Consider the following 20134-nt stretch of genomic DNA (forward strand, 5'->3'; position numbering starts at 1 on the left):
TATAGACGCTCCATTTTTGTGTCGATATTGTGATGTAAATCAAAAAAAGCCGCCATATAGGCGACTTCTAAGTAATATATTATTCAAATGGATAGGTCCAAAATGTTTCTCTGCCAAAACGTTTCTTGATTTCTTCATTATTCAGTTCACGATTTCCTACAAGCTCTGCTGCCTGGAATTGTGAACGATGAGCACGAATGGACGCCATTTTTCGATCCAAAAATTCGGATACGTCAACAAATACATCCGGTTTGCCAATGTACTGTTCCTGATTATTAGCGAACGCAACGCAATGAACAATCGGACGTTCATCCACAGGAAGTTTAGTGATTGTACGTATAACAGCGGCTCCCGTTGCATCATGATCGGGATGAACACTGTACCCCGGATAAAACGTTATGATCAGCGTAGGGTTCAACTCTTTAAGTAGCGACATGATGGTATCTTCCAGTAACTGTGGGTCTTCGAACTCCAGCATTTTATCGTGGAAACCCAGCATTCTCAGGTCCTGAATACCAATCGCTTCAGAAGCTTCGATGAGTTCCTGTTTACGGATGCCAGGCAACGTCACTCGGTTGGCAAATGGAGGAATCCCCATATTGCGCCCCATCTCGCCAAGTGTTAGACAAGCATAGGTTACATGGGCACCGCCATCTATGTATTTGGCTAACGTTCCCGATACAGAGAAAGCTTCATCATCTGGATGTGGATATACCACCAAGATGCGCTCATGCTCGTTGTGTGTAGTATTCATGGTTATTCAATCCTCCGCTTTCATCAGAACATTTCTCGGCTTAATTGTAACGCCACAACTAGTTTACCCTGGCTGTCGTGACCGGCGAGAATTAGTCTTTCTTGTTCCTGCTCATCAATATGTGTAAGTCCTTCGGCGTAAAGCCATCCCTGCGTTGTTTTCAGACCAACACGGTATGGACCTGTACCTGAAATGGACCCCTGCGTATATCGTATGGCCGCATTAGTAATGAATGCCGATGCTGGATGTTTTGTACTGTCCATATGTTGTGCGTAAGCACCTGACGTAAGTTCTAGATGTACGTATAAGTCCTGATCAGCAAGATTATTGATCCGGAGCTGAATGTCTTGAGGTTTAATCGGTTGCATAGCGGCCTCCTTATCTAATGTAATTGTACAAATTTCATTTTAACATAACCACAAGAGAATATACATGGAGTGACCCTGTCGACCTCACATAGAGCCCTCTCATGATGATTCCAGTTTGAAAACAAGAACAGATTTGCGTGGTTTTTTCTCTTTTTATCCATGGATCATATCTATATTATGAAGTGTAGGCAAAAACGCCCGTGATGAAGAACCTTAAATTTTAAATGAATCTTGCTCCAACATGTTTGGAAAGGAGTTTAACTCGACTTGAAATCTCTAATACAACTACTTCATTTTGGCTATCATCAGGCCATGAGCTGCATATTTCCCGTAGCGATCTTTGGAACACTGGCACTGTCCAGCGTAATTCCGATTCCTTTCCTTCATCGATATGATGCCATTCTGCTCGTATTGCTTGCTGTGCAGTACCTGATGTATCGAAGCGGCTTGGAAACCAAGGATGAAATCAAGGTCATCTGTGTATTTCACATTATTGGCCTGGTGCTAGAAATCTATAAAGTATGGATGGGATCATGGTCATACCCTGAGCAAGCATACAGCAAAATCCTGGGTGTCCCTCTTTATAGCGGATTCATGTATGCAAGTGTAGCCAGTTTTATGTGTCAAGTGTGGCGAAGACTGCGAATGGACATGACCGGATGGCCTGGTTTTGCTCCTTCGATGCTGCTGGGAGCAGCTATCTATATTAACTTTTTCACTCATCATTTTATGCCCGATTTTCGCTGGTGGCTGACGGCGCTTGTATTTATTGTCTTCTGGAAAACCTGGATTATTTACCGGGTACGAGCAACGACCTATCGAATGCCCTTATCCCTTGCTTTTATCATTGTTGGTTTCTTCATTTGGACTGCTGAGAACATCGCTACATTCTTCAATGCCTGGAAGTATCCTGATCAGCATGATGCCTGGCAACTGGTTAGCTTTAGCAAAATTAGTTCGTGGTTCCTGCTGGTCATCATCAGTGTCATCATCGTTGCGCAGCTCAAATATGTGAAGGCCAATCGAACCGCAGGTGATTCAAAGTCCAGGTAACTATTTATTTTCTAACCGTAAAACAGCAACAATCTTAGACTCGTACCTAAAGTCTTCGAATGCCGCTGTTTTTTACTGGAGTTCTATTTGAGATTATTCAATAAATAATGAGCCAAAGCCATCTGCCTCTTCAATGTCTTTATTGATTAAGAGGCTCTCCTTTTCATCATATGCTTTGATTGTATAAGGAGGAGTAGCTGATGAAGGCAGGAATGCATACCAGATTTGTTGGTTCTCACCTGCCTCAACCAGCTTCGCATCGAAAGTTTCGGGCTTTCCATTTTGCTTGATTTCAACAGTTACACGTTTGATAGTGGAGTCTATGATGTCACCAAATAACATCGGTAACGGGGCCGAGACTTTTTCTAATTTCGGTATGCTCATATAATTCAACGCAAACTTGGATTCAACTGATTCATTAATGGAATATCCTCCACCCCATACCCATTTCCATCCGAAAATGTTCTTGCGGGTATACTCCATCTGAAGATTACTGTTATTTTCCCGACCCTTTTTTTGTGTAAACAAAATCATGCCCCCGTCCACAGCCTCCTGATGAATGAATTGGGAGGTATAAGATTCACCTCTAAATTCTTGAACGGCCCCTTGAGGACTGTTCGCTATAGGAATATGTATAGGTTCATTCAATCCCCAAACTTTGGATATCCGTTGATCCGCTAGCCCGCCAGCTCGTTCATTCATATACATATATGCCAAGATTGACAGGGGCGATAGTAAAATTACCATTGCAGTGATTAGCAGAATTCTCCTGTTACGCTTGATTATCTCCATGTACACTCCTTATGATAACGATGAAATATTAAATAGAATCACTCTGATATTACCATAATTAGCATATTAGTTCTTGTTTAAGTATAATTCACACAATCAAAAAAGGCCGCCATTGGCGACCTTTCAAGTCATTCATCGAAGCTATTCTCCCAGAAAGATTACTTCAGTTTCCAATTCAACTTGGAACGTATCATATACTTTCTTCTGAATAAATTGGATCAGATCCATATAATCTTGGGCAGTAGCGTGATCCACATTTACGATAAAACCTGCATGCTTCATGGAGATTTCAGCACCTCCGATGCGAGTGCCCTGCAAGTTACAATCCTGAATCAGTTTACCGGCAAAATGTCCTTCGGGTCGTTTAAATACACTTCCACAAGAGGGGAACTCAAGCGGCTGCTTGGATTCTCTCAGGAACGTTAATTCCTTCATTTTGCTTGCAATATCTTCCTTGTTTCCTTTTTTGAGCCCGAATTCGGCCTCCAGTATGATATAGTGATCCATCTTGAAGAGACTATTTCGATAACCAAACTTCATCTCTTCTCGCGGGATCTCCAACACTGCGCCGTCTTTGGTGATCACAGTCGCACGTTCAACAACATCGGCGATCTGACCGCCATAAGCACCCGCATTCATGTAAAGTGCGCCCCCCGTGCTGCCGGGAATGCCACAAGCAAACTCCAAACCGGTCAAGCTATGCTCCAAGGCAAGTCTGGATACATCAATGATATCAACGCCGCTTTGCGCAATCATGCTGTCCTCATTCACTTTAATTTGATCGAAGTGGCTAAGAGAAATCGTTACTCCCCGGATGCCCCCGTCTTTAATAATGACGTTTGAGCCTTTTCCAATGACCGTCAGAGGTAACTGATGTAAGTTGGCAATTTCCACGATTTTAGTGATTTCGTCTATCGTTGTTGGATGGATGAGAATATCTGCGTTGCCACCTATTTTAATAAACGTGTGATTTTTTAGTGGTTCATTGAATTTCACTTTTTCCAAAGGTATCTGATGCTCAAAAATATTCATGATTTTCTCTCCCTGAATTCATAAAGAAATGATTGCACCATCGCGAAAATGAGATGCTCCTTCTTTATTATATGCTAAATAGGAGATTTTGTTTGAAATTATGTTGTTTTCATTATAATTAATCACATTCTCTTTAGATTTTGAACTTTTCCGTGAGTTCCTGCATGGAAGCACGCTGTTGCTCTGTTGCCACAACTACATGATTATGAGAGTTCTATGTCTGTTTGAGTCAGCTTGGCTGATAGCTCCCATAAACGAATAGCTTGCTCAGGGTCGATGGCATACTTCTTGACCCCATAGAAACCTCCATCCTCTGGAGCCATTTCACTGATGTCACAATCCTCACAGTAGACACCGCCTTTTCCCTCAAGTTGAGGAGAAGTTGCTGCCCAGACTTGCGTCGCTGCCCCCTGCTCAGGTGTTTTGAACGCAGGGTTGGCCACTTGTCCAGATTCATCAATCCAGCCCAGAGCAATCATTTCCTCTTTTGGCATATGACGCTGTAGTGGTGTCATAATCCCGCCTGGATGAACTGAGAAAGCCCGTACGCCGTGCTCTGCACCTCGACGATCCAGCTCAACGCTGAATAAAATCGTTGCTGTTTTTGACTGTCCATAGGCAGGGAATTTCTCATAGCCATGTTCAAATTGGATGTCATCCCAACGAATCGGTGAGAAATGATGTCCCGCTGATGCCAAGGAAACAACACGTGCTCCCCCCTGACTTGCAAGTGCTGGCCATAACAGATTAGTCAGGGCAAAGTGGCCCAGATGATTGGTTGCAAATTGAGCTTCCCAGCCAGGACCAACCCGCGTCTCCGGGCAAGCCATGATGCCCGCATTAAGAATCAGCATATCAATGTTCCGATCACTCGCCAGAAACCGCTCTGCAAAAGCACGAACGCTGGATAAATCAGCGAGGTCCAATTCATCTATTTCAACACCTTCCAGACCCGAAAGTGCTTCCTTCGCAACCGCTGGACGACGTGCAGTCACCACTACACGGGCTCCCGAATTAACAAGCGCACGTGTCGTCTCCAACCCCAGGCCGGAATATCCACCCGTTACAATAGCAAGCTGTCCGGACAAGTCCAGATCTCTCAATACATCCTCAGCTGTACTATTATGGTTGAAGCCAGAGTCCATTTTATGTTGTAAAGTTCTAGTATTATTTTCCTGTGTCATTCTGTTCATCTCCTTAGTAATATTTCTACTTTTTCAAAGTCTATACCCTAGAGCGTGCTCTAAGTCAAATGGAAGTGAATACATCACCTGCAACTTCTCCGTGCAATCTGTAAACGTAAAAAAGCCGCCAGTTGGCGACTTTCGTTGAAATGATTATAGTCATCCACGTTACGAATCACCCTGAACGGTGGATAACGAAACAAGGACCGGGCTGGCGAAGTCAGAGGCCTCTTCTCCTTTTGGATTATGAAGACGGAATAAAAATGCGTCCCCTTCTTCTGATTTCCAGACCATATAATCACTAATGCCTTCTTCACCAGAGGCCTGATGATAGAGCTCGGCATGACCAAGCGGGTGTTCTACCAGTTCTCCACTATAATCAGATACCTTACCGGCTTTTACTAATTCTTCTTTACCCGCTGTCTCCAGTTCTGCCAGATTATAATCCGAAGGCAGTGGTTCAATATCCACATAATAGTCAGCGTTACTAGTCAGTGACAGACGGCCTTGAGCAGCATCAAATGTGAATTTCTCGAATACGTACAAGGAAAATCCTTCTCCTTGTTGCAAGGTCGCCTCTAGTGATTGATTGCCATCTGCGGTCAACATTTCAAAACTTGCGGTCTGTGGACGCTCCGTTTCATTTGCTTCTTCTGTTCCATCTGTTTCAGATGGTTGTTCATTTTCTGTTGAAGGTGCTGGAGCAGGTTCACCTACTGGCATTGATGGTTGAGGGCTAGGCAAAGGTTCATTACTACCAGAGCAAGCTGCAAGTGTTAGAACTATAACGATTAATGAGATACTCATCATAATAGAACGTGGTTGAAACATCAGGTTCATTCCCCCTGTCTATATTCTGCGCTTACATGTTATTACCCATGGCAGAGACTCGGAACCCATAGGTCCAACCTATGAAGTTATCCATAATCAGTATTTCCCTTGATGCCTTTAAGTTTGTAAAATATGGAGAAAACCTCAAGGAGTGATGAGCACATGGAATTCTCAGTAAAGCAGCTGTTTGATAAGGTAGCCCAAGAATATGATGTGCAGCGAAAGCAGCTTATCCCTTGTTTTGATGATTTTTATGGAATGGCTCTGGATCTAATGAAAAGCCCGCTCGATTCTCCACGTATTCTTGATCTGGGTGCAGGAACGGGACTGCTCTCCGGATTGGTCCTGCAAAAGTATCCCAACGCGCGATTAACCCTGATCGATATTAGTGATCAAATGCTCGAAGGAGCACGTCGAAGATTTGCTGATGCAAACCAAGTACAGTATGTGATCGGGGATTACTCCAAGTACGATTTCACCAGTTCCTACGATATGATTATTTCCTCCCTGTCTATTCACCATCTGCCCCACGCTGACAAGAAAAAGGTGTTTGACTCTGTACACAAGTTGTTAGAGCCAGGTGGATGCTTCATCAACGCAGATCAAGTTCAGGGAAGAACCCCCGATACGGACACGTATTACCGCCAGCGCTGGTTAGAAGCGATTCATCAAAGTGGTTTGTCTGAGGAAGCCATCTCGGCATCGATCGAAAGACGCAAGGTGGATATCAATGCCACTCTCGAGGATCAATTGTTGTGGTTGGAGGAAGCTGGGTTTAGCGTGGCAGATTGCATGTACAAATACTTGGACTTTGCGGTATTTTATGCGCAAAAATAAAAAAAGACCGGATTATGGGCAGCTATGCCATGATCCGGTCTTCTCACATGATTTTCGTTCAGCGGCAGATGCAGGTAAATCATTTATTTCAGCGACGCTGGCAGCTTAACGCCGAGAAGTTTGCCTTCGGCTTGGATGATGATCATTCCGTTTGTCTTCAACGTCGTGTTATGCAGATCTCCACCGGTGGAGACGCGGAAGACCGACTGACCCGACATCATGTTGAGGACAAGCAGTGTCCCGTTACGTTGTGCTCGATACATCCCTTTGCCGTAAACATCAATCTGAGAAACGGGGGCATCACCATGCCACTGAACCTCTTGACCATTAGCCAGCTTGATGCCTGTAAGTTCTCCCGTGTTTCCATTTTTGTAGATCAACCTTTCCTGTGTAACGCCAAGCCATACCATATTTTCGCCGTAAGGACGGTGAAAAGTTCGAAGTGGCGCGGTTCCCGGATTGCTTGAGGTCAACGGATACTCCGCTATCGCATCCCCTTGTAAAATGTATAGTTTGTCTTTATTGGAAAATATCCCTCCATACCCATTCACATACGGTGGATCCCCCGGCATGGTCCACTTATACTCCTGACTTCCTTTTAACACACCGGTCTTCAAGTTGTACGCATTCACTTTCCATTTGCGTTCTGGTGAAGACTCGTCATTTTCCAAGATCGAAGAATAGTAGTCCGCTGAGTATACAAGTCCGTCTTTGATCTGAATAGCTTCCCCCTGACCAAAATGACCCCATAGCTTCTTGCCCGTTTTCTTGTCATATGCATTAAGCTGTAAGGATGTAAGTGCCCCTTGGACAAAAAAGGTTCTCAGCACTACACCATTAGATTCTCTCAGATACTCAGTACCATTACCTTCACCTAATGGTTCATCTGCTTCCCAGCGCAGTTTGCCTGACTGGATATCCAGTGCAAACGTTGTACTCCCCTTAATCACGTAGAGGGTATCCACCGTTGGAATCAGAGCTTCCGTACGGTTATACGTATCAATCCAGGTGGATGTACCTGACTGCCATTTTGCTTTGCCTGTCTTCGCATTCAAAGCATATGGCTTGTGATCAATAGTCAGTCCGTAGAGAATCCCGCTTTGATAGGTAATATAAGAAGTCAGGTCTTTGCCGTAAGTCCACAGCCGTTTACCTGTTGTCGCATCGAGTGCAATCAGCTTCGATCCAGCAAACGTGAATACTTTTCCTTCTTCTGCGATGGCATTAGCTCCGATGTACGTCTCGTTCATATTCAAATAGTTATCTACTTTTGCTGTCCAAGAAGGTTTCAGTTCAGGTACAGTGATTCGCTGATACGAATACCAGTTTCGAATGGATACATCCGATGCTTCCGCATGTGCTTGAGATGGCAACACGCCGATGACGCCGTGAACCATCAGCATTCCGGCAGTAATGCCTGCAATGATGGGTCTTCCTGCTCTTCTTTTCCATTCCTTATTCATTTGACGTTTATGTATATTGACCATGGTAAATGAATTCCTCCTGTTATTAAAATCCTGAGATATAACTACATAAACATAACGTGTGATGGGTCCAAATAGTTACCGTATTGTTAAATTATTCAAATAAAATATCAAAAAAGCCGCCACCAGGCGACTTCTTGATAACTGTATTTTTTCGGTGATAAGTTGCGAACGTGACTCATTAATGAAGTTTCTGCTTTACTTTAGTTGGATCTGGAATACATCACCGGAGTCCCCACCAAAAACGATAAAACCACTTTTCGGGAGTTTCGTCGATTCCTGATTGGTTGCTACAGAGAAGTCAACCATTTCCCCTTTATCATTATACACTGCATAACCTCCGGTCTTCGGAGAATCCACCGTGATGGATTTGTTACCCGATCGGGCATCGATCGCATACCACCGGGCTTGACCGTTTGCCGGAATAGTCGTAATTCCTTTTTTTCCACCAAAGATGGGAGTAATCGCATCCTCGGCAATGTATTCCTGCCCATCCTGGAGAAGAATCTCGGCGCCATTCTTTGTGTAAAATTGCAGATCAAACGCGTCTCTTCCGTTCATTACAGGAATCTCGGCGATATTCTCTGCGTTGTTTGCATCCATGATTTGCGTGCCATTAGCATAGCCATTTTTGGCGTCAACAGACAGGTTCTTGATCAGCATCGATGGAAGCAGATAAAAGATCGATGTTATTTTTTCATCCAATGCGTAATATTTCAAGCCGTCACGAGCTGTCCATTTCTCTTTCGTTGCTGCGTCAAGCGCATTATGATCCAGTTTTTGATAATCATACGTGTTCATTACCGTTTGACCTATGCCGGGTAACGTTATCATGCCTTGAACTTTAACATACACCTTGTCATTACGTTCCTTCACAAAACTAGCTTTCACACTGCCATCCGCACTTGTAAAATGTTCGTCGCCTGTGTACACATATTTCTGCTCTGGAATAATTCCACCCAACAAGGCTGGCAGTTGCATCTCACCATCCTTAATCGTTATATCCAATGTCTCTCCTACCGTACCATAGAGACCGGAGTACGCGCTTAATTCTGTTGGCATCTTCACTTTGTCGGGTGACGAGAAGGTCTGATCGGGTTTAACCTTGTCGATGATGCCTTGATCCGCCAGAACTTCCAGCAGCACTTTGCTGGCAAACATCTGATTGTAGATGGAAGATCCGCCAGATGATAGAACCGCCATTGAAATATCATGTTCGGGTATAGTGATTAACACGGCGTGGTACAACATGGTATCCCCGCCTTTGGCAAGCGCGGTAACCCCATAATCGCTGAAAGGTGCAAGGTCAACCGAATCCCATCCCAAGCCATAATTGATCGTATTTTGCTCATCAGATACCCATATGCCCTTACGATATTCATGAGATTGCATGGCCTTCACAGCAGATTCGGACAGAATATCCGGTCTGTTCCCCATTAAAACCTCTCCGAATTGACTCAATTCTTCTGCGGTAGAGTACACTCCGCCTGTGCCGATAATGTTTGCATTTTCGGTAGGCATCTTCATCTCAAGTGTAGGCCAATAGGTTTCGGATAATTGCGCTCTGTCAAAGGAATCTAGTGGTGTCTTCGTTGATTCCAACTTCAACGGCTCGCTGATGAACTTGGCGATATATTCGCTGTAGCTTAATCCACTCACCCGTTCAACCAGAATTTCAAGCAATTGAAAACCGTCATTGGCGTAGACGGAGTATGCGCCAGGTTTGGATTTCAGTTTTTCGGACTGAAGTTTGAGCAATAACTCATCATGATTGCGGGTGTCATTATCTTCAAACAACATGCTGTTTCCATAATGTGTACCGTAAAGACCGGATGAATGATTCATCAACATGCGCGGTGTGATTTGAGTATAGCGCGCATCTGCCATTTTAAAGTCTTTGATATACGAAGTAAGCGGCTCATCCAGATCTATTTTACCGGAATCAACCAGCTTCATGGCGGCTGCCGTAACAACCATTTTGCTAACCGAGCCTATGCCATACATGCTATCCTTGTCTATTGGCTTCTGTGATGCCTTATCGTGCAATCCGACACTATCTGATAAAATATATTCCCCTTCATCCATGATCGCATATTGCACACTGGTGACACCGTAGTTTTGCACCATCTCCTTGGCGATCTGCTCCGCCCGTGCCTCAATCGTACCGCTGTTATTCGCCTCTGCTCTGACATCTGCCAGCGGTGTAATTACAAGCACCGCTGTACATAAAAGACTAATTAGTTTCTTCATCCTATGTCCTCCCTCAAATGTTCTTATGAATGAATTCATCATATCCGGGAAGAGACTGATCAAACGCAAACGGACCCTGAATGGAAAAAAACAACCCCTGAACGGCAGGTTCAGGGATTGTCGGTGTGGAACGGAAGCACGACCATGTTGTTAAATTTCCGATGCTGATGCTCAATACTCATATGTCCACCATATTTCTCGCACATTCGCGATATATTGGTTAGACCGATCCCATGGTACTCCGGATTGGGCTTGTCACTTTTCAAGTCAACGATCGGTTGCTCCACATGATTCATAATCTGGATGACCAGTGTAGATGATGTGGAGTGAATGGCAATCAGGATATATCGATCCTCAGCCTGTCTAACCTTCTTGGAGGCCTCAATTGCGTTATCGAGCATGTTACCCAGCACCACACACAGATCGTACCGATCGATCTGAATATGTTGTGAGTGGAGCTGGATTTTGGTGTCGATTTTGATCCCGTTTGCCTGCCCCATAGCCAAGGTATTTGTAACGAGTGCATCAATGACCAGATTGCCGGAGTTCACCCGCTGGTACGCACCTTCAATGGTATTTAATGTTGACTTGATATGGTCACCTGCCGCTGCCAGTTCGTTACGCTGGATACATTCATCAATATACAGAAATTGCTGATTGATATCATGGATGATGGATTTAATGTTTTTGAAACTGTGAACGGTCTTCTCATAGTTGGCATCCTGGTAGTCCATCTGACGCTGTAACTGGGTATTTTCATGCGCAAGCTGTACCTTTTCCACCATATTATCGAATACATATACAATGAACACGTTGAGAAATAGAGAGCCTAGTAGGGAAAAGACGTAGAATATGTTTTTTTCACTATATATGGAGGCCACATTGATCTGATAGATCGTAATAATGGGTACGATGAGAAACAGCAAATAATAACGATAATGCACGGCAAAACTTCTGCGTTTAGCCACTAAACGTACAATTTGAATAACAATGAACATGATACTGCAACCAACCAGCATCACCTTGGAGAGAATCCAGTGGTTTTCTCCGTTGAACTGTTCCCATGAAATGAATTCTGTGGATTCCAAAACTCCGAGAATATATACAGCTATCGTATTTGCCATAGTAATCAGAACCGCATACAGGATGGTAAAAACAAGTTTGATTTTGAACTCCACTTCATAGGACTGTGCCAGACTGAAGATTAACAGCAGAGCAACAGCAGTAGAAATGATATCAGAGAAGGAAGAGACCAAATAAAAATAACCCAACATGAGAAATACCATGAAATAGATCGCTCTGCGCGGCTTTCGTCTGGACTTGCCCAACACAGAATCAAAATAAAAATTCGCCTGAAATGCCATAAGTAAGGTCACAAAAATGATGGAAAAGATCATATAGGTACCCATATCATTGAATCCTCATGATCATATATTTGGTGTAAGCATCCTTGATTTCTTTGACCTTGGATCGACCTATGGGCAGTTCCGTTCCATTCAACATAACGACCTGGGTACCGGAAAACTTCTGAACATGCATCAGGTTGATGATAATCGAGCGATGAATCTGCAAGAAACCATGGTCTTTCAAACCGGTAGCATAACTGGATAAAATGCCTTTGGTCTCATGTACATTTTCCTGTGTCACAAAATTCAACTTGTTCTTGATTGTTAAACTTTTGACGACCTCAATCCAGAGAATATCATCATATTTCAGCAGCAATTCATCATAGTCTGATTTGATTAGTACATACTTTTTGTCCAATGCTTGAAAATATTGACACAGCTTAATCATCTTTTCCTCGAAAACTTGCGGCTGGATTGGCTTGATCAGATATTGAAAGGTGATGACATCAAAGCTCTCCACCATATATTCCGGGTAACTGGTCAGAAACATAATCTGTACATCCAGAAACTTCATGTTCCTGATCTCTTTAGCGGTCTGAATCCCGTTCATTCCGCCCATCTCCACATCCAAGATGAGAATATTGAATGTATCCCCAACCTCTCTGTAGTGTGAGAGCAGTTGTTCACCAGATGTGAATAGGCTAATTTGAAAATCAAAATTGGTTTTTAGAGATAAGGAGACCAGCATGGATTTCACACGTTCTCGTTGCTGCTCCTCATCATCACAGATTGCAATATTGAACATGGGGGAACATCCGCCTTTCATCGACATCGACTCTGAATTTCACTCTCGAATATACTATTTTAGCATAGGTTTCGGAGTCGAATTGGGATGAAATGCATTATTCCGACCCTAAAACGCAGATCAACAAAAAAAGTCGCCACATTGGCGACTCTTGAGCTTGTAACCTTCTCCAGCATTCCTATGAAAAGTCCAGTCTGTTATTTTGTTTTTTTGGGGAAAGCATGGCGGTAATATCGTATTACCTTGCGATACATCGTCTTGTCCTTTAATTGATTGAATATATATGGGTCAGGTTTGACATTTACTTCAATAATCCAGGGTTTCAGACTGTGGTCAAGGCCGATATCCACACCAATTTGCTTAAGATGCGGGTACTTTTTTTTCATATGACGAGCTATGCGCAGGCTAAGCTCATTCATCTCTTGAATCAGTTCATTTCTGCGTTTGGTGGATGCATGTGATTTTAGCAGCTTGTGAATATCCATCGGTGTACCACCACTATGATAATTGGTTACGATTTTCTTTGGATGACCCAGTCGCCCGATGATTCCGGTAGCTTCCCAATGTTTAGTCGGGCTTAGCTGTATCATGACACGGATGTCAAAACGTCTGTTATTGTGCTTAAGCAGATGGATTCCTCTCTGAATCAGATAACTTCTTTTATTCACCAGACGAGTCAGACTGTTATAAAACGATTCAAAACTGTCAAACGTCAGGCGTTTTTGCTCGATCTGATAGACAAAATGTTGCTGACTTTCCCTCTCTGCCTTAATAACACCCATCCCGAAAGTACCTCTCTCGGGTTTGACATAGACCATTCCATATTTGCTGATCATGGATTTCAGATTCGTTTTGTTATATTTCTGTGTGTCGGGGATAAATGGTTTAATTAATTCATTATTAATGATCAATTTTGTTTTTAACCACTTGCTTCTTAACGGCTGCAACTTATCAACTCCCATGTCGTAAACTCTCCCTTCAGCAACCGCATCAAAGCCTGCTGTTTGATCAAGATCCTGCAAGCATTATATGTAATACCGATAAAGGAACCCTCAACAAAAGCCCCTATTCGTAAAAATGTATATTTGCACATGCCCTGACCAAAACACTTTTGCACACATACCATATAATGAGTCATCACGATTTGTGCAAGGAGATGAGTAGATGTCCGTCCAGCCTGGAATCCGGTTGAATAATGCGCCTAAGATTGATGTTCTTATACCAGCGATCGAGAAAGATTTGGCTACCCTTCCCCTCGTCATCGATAACATTCGCCGTTATGTAAAACATCCCATTGGAAGCATATATATTGTTTCTCCGGTCAGCACCAAGATCAGAAAACTCTGTTCCCTTAAAAACTGCATTTTTGTTAATGAGTTATCCGTCCTGCCTATAACCAAAAACGACATACACTACCAGTCCTCCCGATGGAATCGGTCAGGCTGGTTATATCAGCAGCTGCTCAAAATGAACGGAGATTCCATTGTGAAGGCAAAGTACTTTCTAGTCATGGATGCAGATACCGTACTGATTAAACCTCATTCATTTCTTGTAGAAGGCAAAACAGTCTTTTACTGCCGTGACTGGAGCCAGCCGGAATATTTCAATACCTACCGCAAGTTGTTAGGCATGAAAGCTCCGCGCCCCCGCTCTTTTGTCACCCATTATATGCTGTTCGACAAATCAAAACTCGCTGCCTTAAAACAGAAAATTGAAGCGGTTCATAAACTGCCATGGTACAAAGCCATCATCTCCAATATCAATAAGAAAAAGCAGTTTGGTTTCTCCGAGTATGAAACGTATGCCAATTTTATGTATACGAAAAACCCAGGCAGCATGGTCCTTAGAAGTTCCAAGAATAAAAGTCTGAATGTGAACGCTTCTTCGTTAAAAGAGCAACAAATCCGCAACCTGGCTCTTAAATATCGTTCTCTTTCCTTTCATAAACGGAAAATCTATAGTAAAGCTCCCTGAGCTTAAGGAGGAAGCCCATGCATATCGTAATGCTGTGCGGCGGCTCTGGCAAAAGGCTCTGGCCGTTATCCAATGAGCTTCGCTCCAAGCTGTTCATAGATATACTTCCATCACCCGCTGGAGGTAGGGAATCCATGATCAGCAGAGTATGCCGCCAGCTTGACAGTTCATCCCTAACGGATTCAACACTCATTATTTCACATCAAGATCAGGCTAATATTACGGCACGACATACTCAAGGCAAAATACCAGTCATTGGGGAACCTTATAAACGAGGCACTTTTACTGCGGCGGCCTTAGCGACGTTATATCTGCAATCCTTCCGAATGGCCAAAGATGACGATGTGATCTGTATCGCGCCAGCTGATGTGTTCGCAGGTGAAGATTTTTTCAGCAACTTCCAATTACTGCCGGACATATTGAAACATTCTCAAGCCGAAATCGCTTTAATTGGGACAAGGCCTACACATGCTTCAGAACAGTATGGATACATCCTGCCGGGTGGGGAAGAACGTAATGCTTATGCGCCCATAACACAATTTATAGAAAAACCTGAAGCCTCCATTGCTGAAACGCTGCTACAACGTGGGGCACTATGGAACTGCGGTGTGTACGCGTTCACCGTCGCGTTTATGATATCCCATATTAAAAAAATGGGGCTTCCGGTTCATTATGATCAATTGTCGTCCTTGTATGAAGCGTTGCCTGAACGCAGTTTTGACAAGCATGTTGCAGAAAAGGCACAGCGGGCCGTAGTCCTGCCTTATAAGGGAGTATGGCAGGATATCGGAAGCTGGGATACGCTGTGCGCACAGTTAGATACCCATGTAATCGGACATGGCGGAATCTCGGGTTCTTCCTCCGATTCCTATATTATTAACGAGCTTTCCTACCCCATCCAAGTCATTGGCGTGCCAGGTATTATCGCTGCCGCAAGTCCGGATGGCATTCTCATTGCCAACAAAAATAATTCAAATGAAATTAAAGCTCAATTGGGTAACTTGCCATTAAAACCGATGTATGGTGAAGCAACCTGGGGCAGTTATCGTGTCATTGAGAGTTCGTTAGACGATGAGAATACAACTGTAACCACATTAAACATAACGGTTCTACCGGGCAAACATATCGGGTTGAACTGGCATAGAACTGGGTGTAGAGCATGGACCGTGCTTGCAGGCAGTGGGCAAATGCTTGTCAACGGAAAGGTCATGCAAGTGAGTATGGGCAATCAGTTCGCGATTACCAAGGAGAGTCTCTTTTCTATTCTGGCTGAGACCAGGATGGTGATCCTTGAGGTCCGGATCGGAGTAACAGAGGAGAAAGACAACATACTTTTTGAAGAAAAAGATTGGAATGTAATCCTAAAAAGTGCAGGTTCATTTAACGCATAATGAGAGAATGAACCGATTCAATCTGCGTGTCTTATAGCCCCTTCCATTCGCGGAAGGGGCTCATTGGCATAATGAAGGGAAACCTGACACTTCTTCTCCCTATATCTTAGTTAAACAACTTGCGAAGTTCCTCTACTTCCAGACGTGCAACTGGCTGGTAAGCGGAACTTTGTACATAACGCTGGAAGCTGTACAACAGCTGTCTGCCCTCCAATGTAGTCATCAGACGCTCCAGATTCAGCGCTCCCATCAGCACTCTCCCCTTCCGGACCCGACACTCCATCAACAGGCCGAGCTTGTGGTTTCGCTCAAAATTGTCAATGGTCTGCACGATCGGATTCAAGTCTTTATCCAACTCATCCAAGATGATCGATGACGACTCGGACACGATGCTCCACCACGGATAAGTTGAGTGCTCCTCTGTGACAAAATGTTCGAAGGCCGGATGATCCTGTTGAATTAACAAGCCCATTGTGCCCACAGGAACTTCTCTTTTCATATTCTCCGAGATGGATCGGAACATAGGGTAAGACCAGAAATCGGTGCTATAGAAACCTTGGATCGCGTGTTGAAGCTGATTGGGATTCGGGAAAAGTAAAATATCCTCGCCCTGCTCAAGCAGCGCCAACGCCTGTTCCGAGAGTTCGGTAAATAGATTCAAACCGCTCAGGTCCACTTCCTCCTGACTCGGGTAGATCCACAGGTCGTAAGACTTACGGATATCCGTGCCCGGAATGGACAGTCTAAGCTCCACTTTGGTCATATTGGAGACTTCAGGAATGCGAATGCTGAGATCCGCGACATTCACATAATGTTCTCCATGGGTCGCTGGCAGGTCTGCTTTCCCTTCCAATAGGACGCTTCCTTCGATCTGCTCGCTTTGAATTTCCCACTTCAGATGACGTCCGTCCAATGCCTGTCTGCGGAAGTAACTTAGTTCAATGCGTGCTTCGAACAATTCACCCGCTTGATAATTATATTTGGGGAATCTCGCCAACAACACAGCGTCGGAACAAAACGTTCTCCACTCCTCCGGTGTAATCATGCCTTTGGAATCCATGAATGCGTCCAGTACACCCACCAGCGCTGTTCCCTGACCACTGAAATCCTGGAGATCCAGCAGCTGGAACCCGGCTAGTTGCTGCGAACGAAAAGCAGCTTCCAGTTCTTCCTTGTAACATGCGACCGCGAGTTTACCAGAAGCTCTGAAGTATGCTTCCGCCAGATGTCCCAGTCCTTTGGCATTCAGACGCTCTCGAAACACTTCGAAATTCTTGGCTTTGAGAGAACCCGTATACTTGTTGATCTCTTCGAAATTAGGAAACGTGGCGTACTGTCCAATTTCATGCGAGATGATTGGTACGTGTGAGACAAGTTGGTCACTTCCAGCTTCGGCCTGCACTGTTTTGGAACCTGTCCCATACTGAATCTGAATCTCTTTGTCCCCAGTCTGACCAGAAGGGTCAGCATCGCTGCCTTGCTCAGGTACAATGTTTGAATCGTAATCTTTCAATGTATTTGGCAGGTCGGTCTGCACGTGACCGAGCGGAGCATCACACATCGCATATGAACCTCTGAACAGGCGCTCTTTGGAGAAACGAACCCCGCAGAAGAATTCACTTTCCTCCAGAATGTCCGGCACAAACTGAAAGTTATTCGAACCTTCGGTGTATAGATGACGATGATCATATGCTTTGTATGCCTTCAGGATCGAATTCAATCTGTCCTTGCTTCCCCATAGTTCATTCCCCATGGACATCATGACAAACGAAGGATGATTACCAAAAGCACGCAGCATCGCAAATCCTTCGCTAATCAAGTAATCCTGCTCGCCTTGATTATGCCCATCCGAAGATTCATCCGTAATGGTTCCCCAGAACGGAAGCTCAGGCTCCATGTAGATGCCGAGCAGATCCGCTGCAATAAAAGCAGCCTCCGGAGGACAACAGGTATGGAAACGGTAGTGATTGATACCGTAGGACTTGGAGATAGCGAGAATACGAACCCATTCATCCACATCTGTTGGCGCGTATCCCGTGAGCGGAAAGATCAGCCCGTCATGTTTGCCTCGAAGAAACGTTTTGCGACCATTAATAGTGAATTTGTCTCCGGCAGCCCGGAATTCCCGTAATCCCGTCCATACTTCGGTGGAATCCAGCACTTCGCCGTCCTGATCTTGCAGTTGAATGTGAAGTTGGTACAGGTTAGGTTCATCATCACTCCATAACATAGCATCTTCACCAATCTTGTACGTCAGCTGGATTTCCTGCGAATTCGGGGCGAAAATCTGTTCCTCGGTCGTATACACCGGATCTGCACTGACTGCAACAGCTGAAACCACGATTCGTACTTCTTGCAGGTCACCAACAAGTGCTGCCTTGATATCGAAAGATCGAGTCGCAAGATCGGGATAGACCTGAACATTATCCAGGAAAACACGCTCGAAAAATTGAAGTTCCAATTTCCCTGTGATGCCGTTCCAATTCGTCTGTGTGTCTTCGGATGTAAGGTGACCCCCTTTGGTTGGATAATTGGTATTGTCCACTCGAATGGTAATTGTATGAGTCCCAGCGGTTAGCCCTGCCTCAATCTCGTAACGGTGAGGTGTGTTCAGACTGTTTTGTGTTCCGCATTCCACCCCATCGATCCAAACTGTGGTTACTCGTGTTCGTTCCAGATGCAAGAAGCAACATTTTCCAGCCAAGTGTTCGGGAATTTCAATCTCTCGTGAAAACCAGGCATAACCCTCAAATAAGTACTCATCCGTCAGCGCACCGATTAACACATTCTCGTTTTTCTTGCCCTTGGCCGCATGAGATGTAGTATTTGGCAATGTAATAACGTCTGAGAAATTCAGACCACGTTCCGCCTTATGTTCATCAAGTTGGAGTTTCCATATGCCTTCCAGATTTATTGCTTCTATCATGATAGTGTCCCCTTTTAGATTCATATAATCGATAAAAGTAATCGCTTCCAATGAATAGAAATCGTTTTCGAAAAACATACCTGTATTATAAACTCGATTGACGCCCTCGCATAGATCATTTACAAATAAAAAAGTCGCCAATGCTGGCGACATCTTATGGATAGATATCCTGTATCCTGAACAATTTTAAAATATGGTGGGAACCATGCCCCCGTCCATCCGGATGGGAGAGCCTCTGAAGGCTGAAGCATATGGGCTGCATACAAATGCAGCGAGTCTGCCTATTTCACTTGGCTTGATGAATCGCTGTAATTCGGACTGTGGCAGATTACTCTTCATAAAGTCTTTCTCTTTTTCCTCAAAAGTCAGTGCCTCATCAGGGTATATGCCCTCAATGATTTCTTGTACGTTTTCGGACAGTGTTGGACCTGGCAGGATCGTATTGATCGTAACCTCGGTTCCTGCTGTCAGTTTGGACAAACTTTTGGATAATGACAGCAGCATTGACTTGGTCATGCAATACTGAGGCATCTGGCCTGAAGGCATAAGGGCTTCTTCACTTGCAATGAAAATAATACGTCCGTCATTGTTCTTCACCATTTTAGGTAAATAAAATTGGGACAAGCCATTGGCAGCAAGTACATTAGTACGGAAATATTTCTCCCACACTTCATCATTTATGTCTTCATAACTCATGATTTCATATATCCCCATGTTATTGATTAATATATCAACTTCAGGAAATTTCTCGAATAAAGCTTGGCGTTGCGCCAGATCCACAAGATCAGCCGTAGCCTTTTGCGGAGAGGTCTCCGGAAAAGTGGACTTGATTTCACGAACGGTTCGTTCCACCTCTTCATCATTACGTCCATTAATCAGAACATGAACACCTTCTCGAGCGAGCTCAAAAGCTATTGCTTTACCGATTCCTTTTGTTGATCCTGTAACTAAGGCTGTTTTCTCTTTTAGTCCCATATCCATCCTGCATTTCTCCTTCATGATTAAAACTATCCGGCAGCTGCTTCTGGACATTGCCAATAGCTTCATGCACCGGATAGGTATAATATTACGCAGTCTGAAGGGCCTAGTAACTAGCACTTTGCGCCA

General features: G+C 44.2%; 17 protein-coding genes. 4 read left to right on the forward strand and 13 right to left on the reverse strand.

The annotated features are described in order from the left end of the window. Positions 1 to 79 precede the first annotated feature (79 nt). Both bshB2 and MHB71_RS10620 read right to left on the reverse strand, forming a co-directional pair. On the reverse strand, positions 80 to 754 hold the full coding sequence (gene bshB2, locus MHB71_RS10615; RefSeq protein ID WP_340020320.1) for a bacillithiol biosynthesis deacetylase BshB2: 675 nt from the start codon (positions 752 to 754) through the stop codon (positions 80 to 82). 23 nt (positions 755 to 777) lie between these two features. Next, positions 778 to 1122 (reverse strand): YojF family protein, encoded by a 345-nt coding sequence (locus MHB71_RS10620; protein ID WP_017688572.1) that lies wholly within the window; start codon positions 1120 to 1122, stop codon positions 778 to 780. A 267-nt stretch (positions 1123 to 1389) separates the two neighbouring features. Between MHB71_RS10620 and MHB71_RS10625 the strand changes: the two genes are divergently transcribed. Beyond that, on the forward strand, positions 1390 to 2175 hold the full coding sequence (locus MHB71_RS10625) for a DUF817 domain-containing protein (RefSeq protein WP_340029538.1): 786 nt from the start codon (positions 1390 to 1392) through the stop codon (positions 2173 to 2175). Between the two features lie 93 nt (positions 2176 to 2268). Here MHB71_RS10625 and MHB71_RS10630 read toward each other — a convergent pair whose 3' ends face one another. The 4 genes from MHB71_RS10630 to MHB71_RS10645 form a co-directional block, all read right to left on the reverse strand. Next, on the reverse strand, positions 2269 to 2967 hold the full coding sequence (locus tag MHB71_RS10630) for a hypothetical protein (RefSeq protein WP_340029539.1): 699 nt from the start codon (positions 2965 to 2967) through the stop codon (positions 2269 to 2271). A gap of 141 nt (positions 2968 to 3108) precedes the next feature. Beyond that, complete coding sequence (gene murB, locus MHB71_RS10635; RefSeq protein WP_047842895.1) at positions 3109 to 3999, reverse strand: UDP-N-acetylmuramate dehydrogenase; 891 nt, start codon at positions 3997 to 3999, stop codon at positions 3109 to 3111. Between the two features lie 203 nt (positions 4000 to 4202). After that, a complete protein-coding gene (locus MHB71_RS10640; RefSeq protein ID WP_340029540.1) occupies positions 4203 to 5183 on the reverse strand; it encodes an SDR family NAD(P)-dependent oxidoreductase in 981 nt (326 codons plus the stop codon). A gap of 168 nt (positions 5184 to 5351) precedes the next feature. Next, positions 5352 to 6014, reverse strand: coding sequence for a hypothetical protein (locus tag MHB71_RS10645; RefSeq protein WP_340029541.1), 663 nt, complete (start codon positions 6012 to 6014; stop codon positions 5352 to 5354). A gap of 162 nt (positions 6015 to 6176) precedes the next feature. Between MHB71_RS10645 and MHB71_RS10650 the strand changes: the two genes are divergently transcribed. Further along, positions 6177 to 6851 carry a methyltransferase domain-containing protein gene (locus MHB71_RS10650; protein ID WP_340029542.1) on the forward strand — a complete coding sequence of 225 codons (675 nt, stop codon included), beginning with the start codon at positions 6177 to 6179 and terminating at the stop codon, positions 6849 to 6851. Positions 6852 to 6934: 83 nt separating this feature from the next. On the opposite strand, the gene MHB71_RS10655 is transcribed toward MHB71_RS10650, so the two are convergent. From MHB71_RS10655 to MHB71_RS10675, 5 genes are all read right to left on the reverse strand, one after another. Then, the gene (locus tag MHB71_RS10655; protein ID WP_340029543.1) at positions 6935 to 8338 is read right to left on the reverse strand and encodes a PQQ-binding-like beta-propeller repeat protein; all 1404 of its coding nucleotides are present in this window, start codon (positions 8336 to 8338) and stop codon (positions 6935 to 6937) included. A gap of 195 nt (positions 8339 to 8533) precedes the next feature. Then, positions 8534 to 10585 (reverse strand): serine hydrolase domain-containing protein, encoded by a 2052-nt coding sequence (locus MHB71_RS10660; protein WP_340029544.1) that lies wholly within the window; start codon positions 10583 to 10585, stop codon positions 8534 to 8536. Between the two features lie 110 nt (positions 10586 to 10695). Next, positions 10696 to 11994: a GHKL domain-containing protein gene (locus MHB71_RS10665; protein WP_340029545.1), complete on the reverse strand. Its 1299-nt coding sequence runs from the start codon at positions 11992 to 11994 to the stop codon at positions 10696 to 10698. Position 11995: 1 nt separating this feature from the next. Then, entirely contained in the window at positions 11996 to 12736 is a 741-nt protein-coding gene (locus tag MHB71_RS10670; RefSeq protein WP_091030735.1) for a LytTR family DNA-binding domain-containing protein, read from the reverse strand. Between the two features lie 197 nt (positions 12737 to 12933). Then, entirely contained in the window at positions 12934 to 13698 is a 765-nt protein-coding gene (locus MHB71_RS10675; protein WP_036608114.1) for a YheC/YheD family protein, read from the reverse strand. A gap of 202 nt (positions 13699 to 13900) precedes the next feature. Here MHB71_RS10675 and MHB71_RS10680 point away from each other — a divergent pair, with 202 nt between their 5' ends. Together MHB71_RS10680 and MHB71_RS10685 are read left to right on the forward strand one after the other, a co-directional pair. Next, positions 13901 to 14710 carry a DUF6492 family protein gene (locus MHB71_RS10680; RefSeq protein WP_340029546.1) on the forward strand — a complete coding sequence of 270 codons (810 nt, stop codon included), beginning with the start codon at positions 13901 to 13903 and terminating at the stop codon, positions 14708 to 14710. 17 nt (positions 14711 to 14727) lie between these two features. Beyond that, positions 14728 to 16101, forward strand: a complete 1374-nt coding sequence (locus MHB71_RS10685; protein ID WP_340029547.1) for a sugar phosphate nucleotidyltransferase — start codon at positions 14728 to 14730, stop codon at positions 16099 to 16101. Positions 16102 to 16207: 106 nt separating this feature from the next. Here MHB71_RS10685 and MHB71_RS10690 read toward each other — a convergent pair whose 3' ends face one another. Further along, the gene (locus tag MHB71_RS10690; protein ID WP_340029548.1) at positions 16208 to 19027 is read right to left on the reverse strand and encodes a glycoside hydrolase family 2 TIM barrel-domain containing protein; all 2820 of its coding nucleotides are present in this window, start codon (positions 19025 to 19027) and stop codon (positions 16208 to 16210) included. A 186-nt stretch (positions 19028 to 19213) separates the two neighbouring features. Next, positions 19214 to 20008, reverse strand: a complete 795-nt coding sequence (locus MHB71_RS10695) for an SDR family NAD(P)-dependent oxidoreductase (protein WP_036670836.1) — start codon at positions 20006 to 20008, stop codon at positions 19214 to 19216. Between the last annotated feature and the right edge of the window lie 126 nt (positions 20009 to 20134).

The sequence above is a fragment of the Paenibacillus sp. FSL H7-0940 genome (assembly GCF_037979415.1).
Lineage (GTDB): Bacteria > Bacillota > Bacilli > Paenibacillales > Paenibacillaceae > Paenibacillus > Paenibacillus amylolyticus.

Excerpts from the sequence above, each read along its gene's own strand:
- bshB2 (WP_340020320.1), bottom strand. The coding sequence starts at position 754 with ATGAATACTACACACAACGAGCATGAGCGCATCTTGGTGGTATATCCA.
- MHB71_RS10620 (WP_017688572.1), bottom strand. The coding sequence starts at position 1,122 with ATGCAACCGATTAAACCTCAAGACATTCAGCTCCGGATCAATAATCTT.
- MHB71_RS10630 (WP_340029539.1), bottom strand. The coding sequence starts at position 2,967 with ATGGAGATAATCAAGCGTAACAGGAGAATTCTGCTAATCACTGCAATG.
- murB (WP_047842895.1), bottom strand. The coding sequence starts at position 3,999 with ATGAATATTTTTGAGCATCAGATACCTTTGGAAAAAGTGAAATTCAAT.
- MHB71_RS10640 (WP_340029540.1), bottom strand. The coding sequence starts at position 5,183 with ATGACACAGGAAAATAATACTAGAACTTTACAACATAAAATGGACTCT.
- MHB71_RS10645 (WP_340029541.1), bottom strand. The coding sequence starts at position 6,014 with ATGTTTCAACCACGTTCTATTATGATGAGTATCTCATTAATCGTTATA.
- MHB71_RS10650 (WP_340029542.1), top strand. The coding sequence starts at position 6,177 with ATGGAATTCTCAGTAAAGCAGCTGTTTGATAAGGTAGCCCAAGAATAT.
- MHB71_RS10655 (WP_340029543.1), bottom strand. The coding sequence starts at position 8,338 with ATGGTCAATATACATAAACGTCAAATGAATAAGGAATGGAAAAGAAGA.
- MHB71_RS10660 (WP_340029544.1), bottom strand. The coding sequence starts at position 10,585 with ATGAAGAAACTAATTAGTCTTTTATGTACAGCGGTGCTTGTAATTACA.
- MHB71_RS10665 (WP_340029545.1), bottom strand. The coding sequence starts at position 11,994 with ATGGGTACCTATATGATCTTTTCCATCATTTTTGTGACCTTACTTATG.
- MHB71_RS10670 (WP_091030735.1), bottom strand. The coding sequence starts at position 12,736 with ATGTTCAATATTGCAATCTGTGATGATGAGGAGCAGCAACGAGAACGT.
- MHB71_RS10675 (WP_036608114.1), bottom strand. The coding sequence starts at position 13,698 with ATGGGAGTTGATAAGTTGCAGCCGTTAAGAAGCAAGTGGTTAAAAACA.
- MHB71_RS10680 (WP_340029546.1), top strand. The coding sequence starts at position 13,901 with ATGTCCGTCCAGCCTGGAATCCGGTTGAATAATGCGCCTAAGATTGAT.
- MHB71_RS10685 (WP_340029547.1), top strand. The coding sequence starts at position 14,728 with ATGCATATCGTAATGCTGTGCGGCGGCTCTGGCAAAAGGCTCTGGCCG.
- MHB71_RS10690 (WP_340029548.1), bottom strand. The coding sequence starts at position 19,027 with ATGATAGAAGCAATAAATCTGGAAGGCATATGGAAACTCCAACTTGAT.
- MHB71_RS10695 (WP_036670836.1), bottom strand. The coding sequence starts at position 20,008 with ATGGATATGGGACTAAAAGAGAAAACAGCCTTAGTTACAGGATCAACA.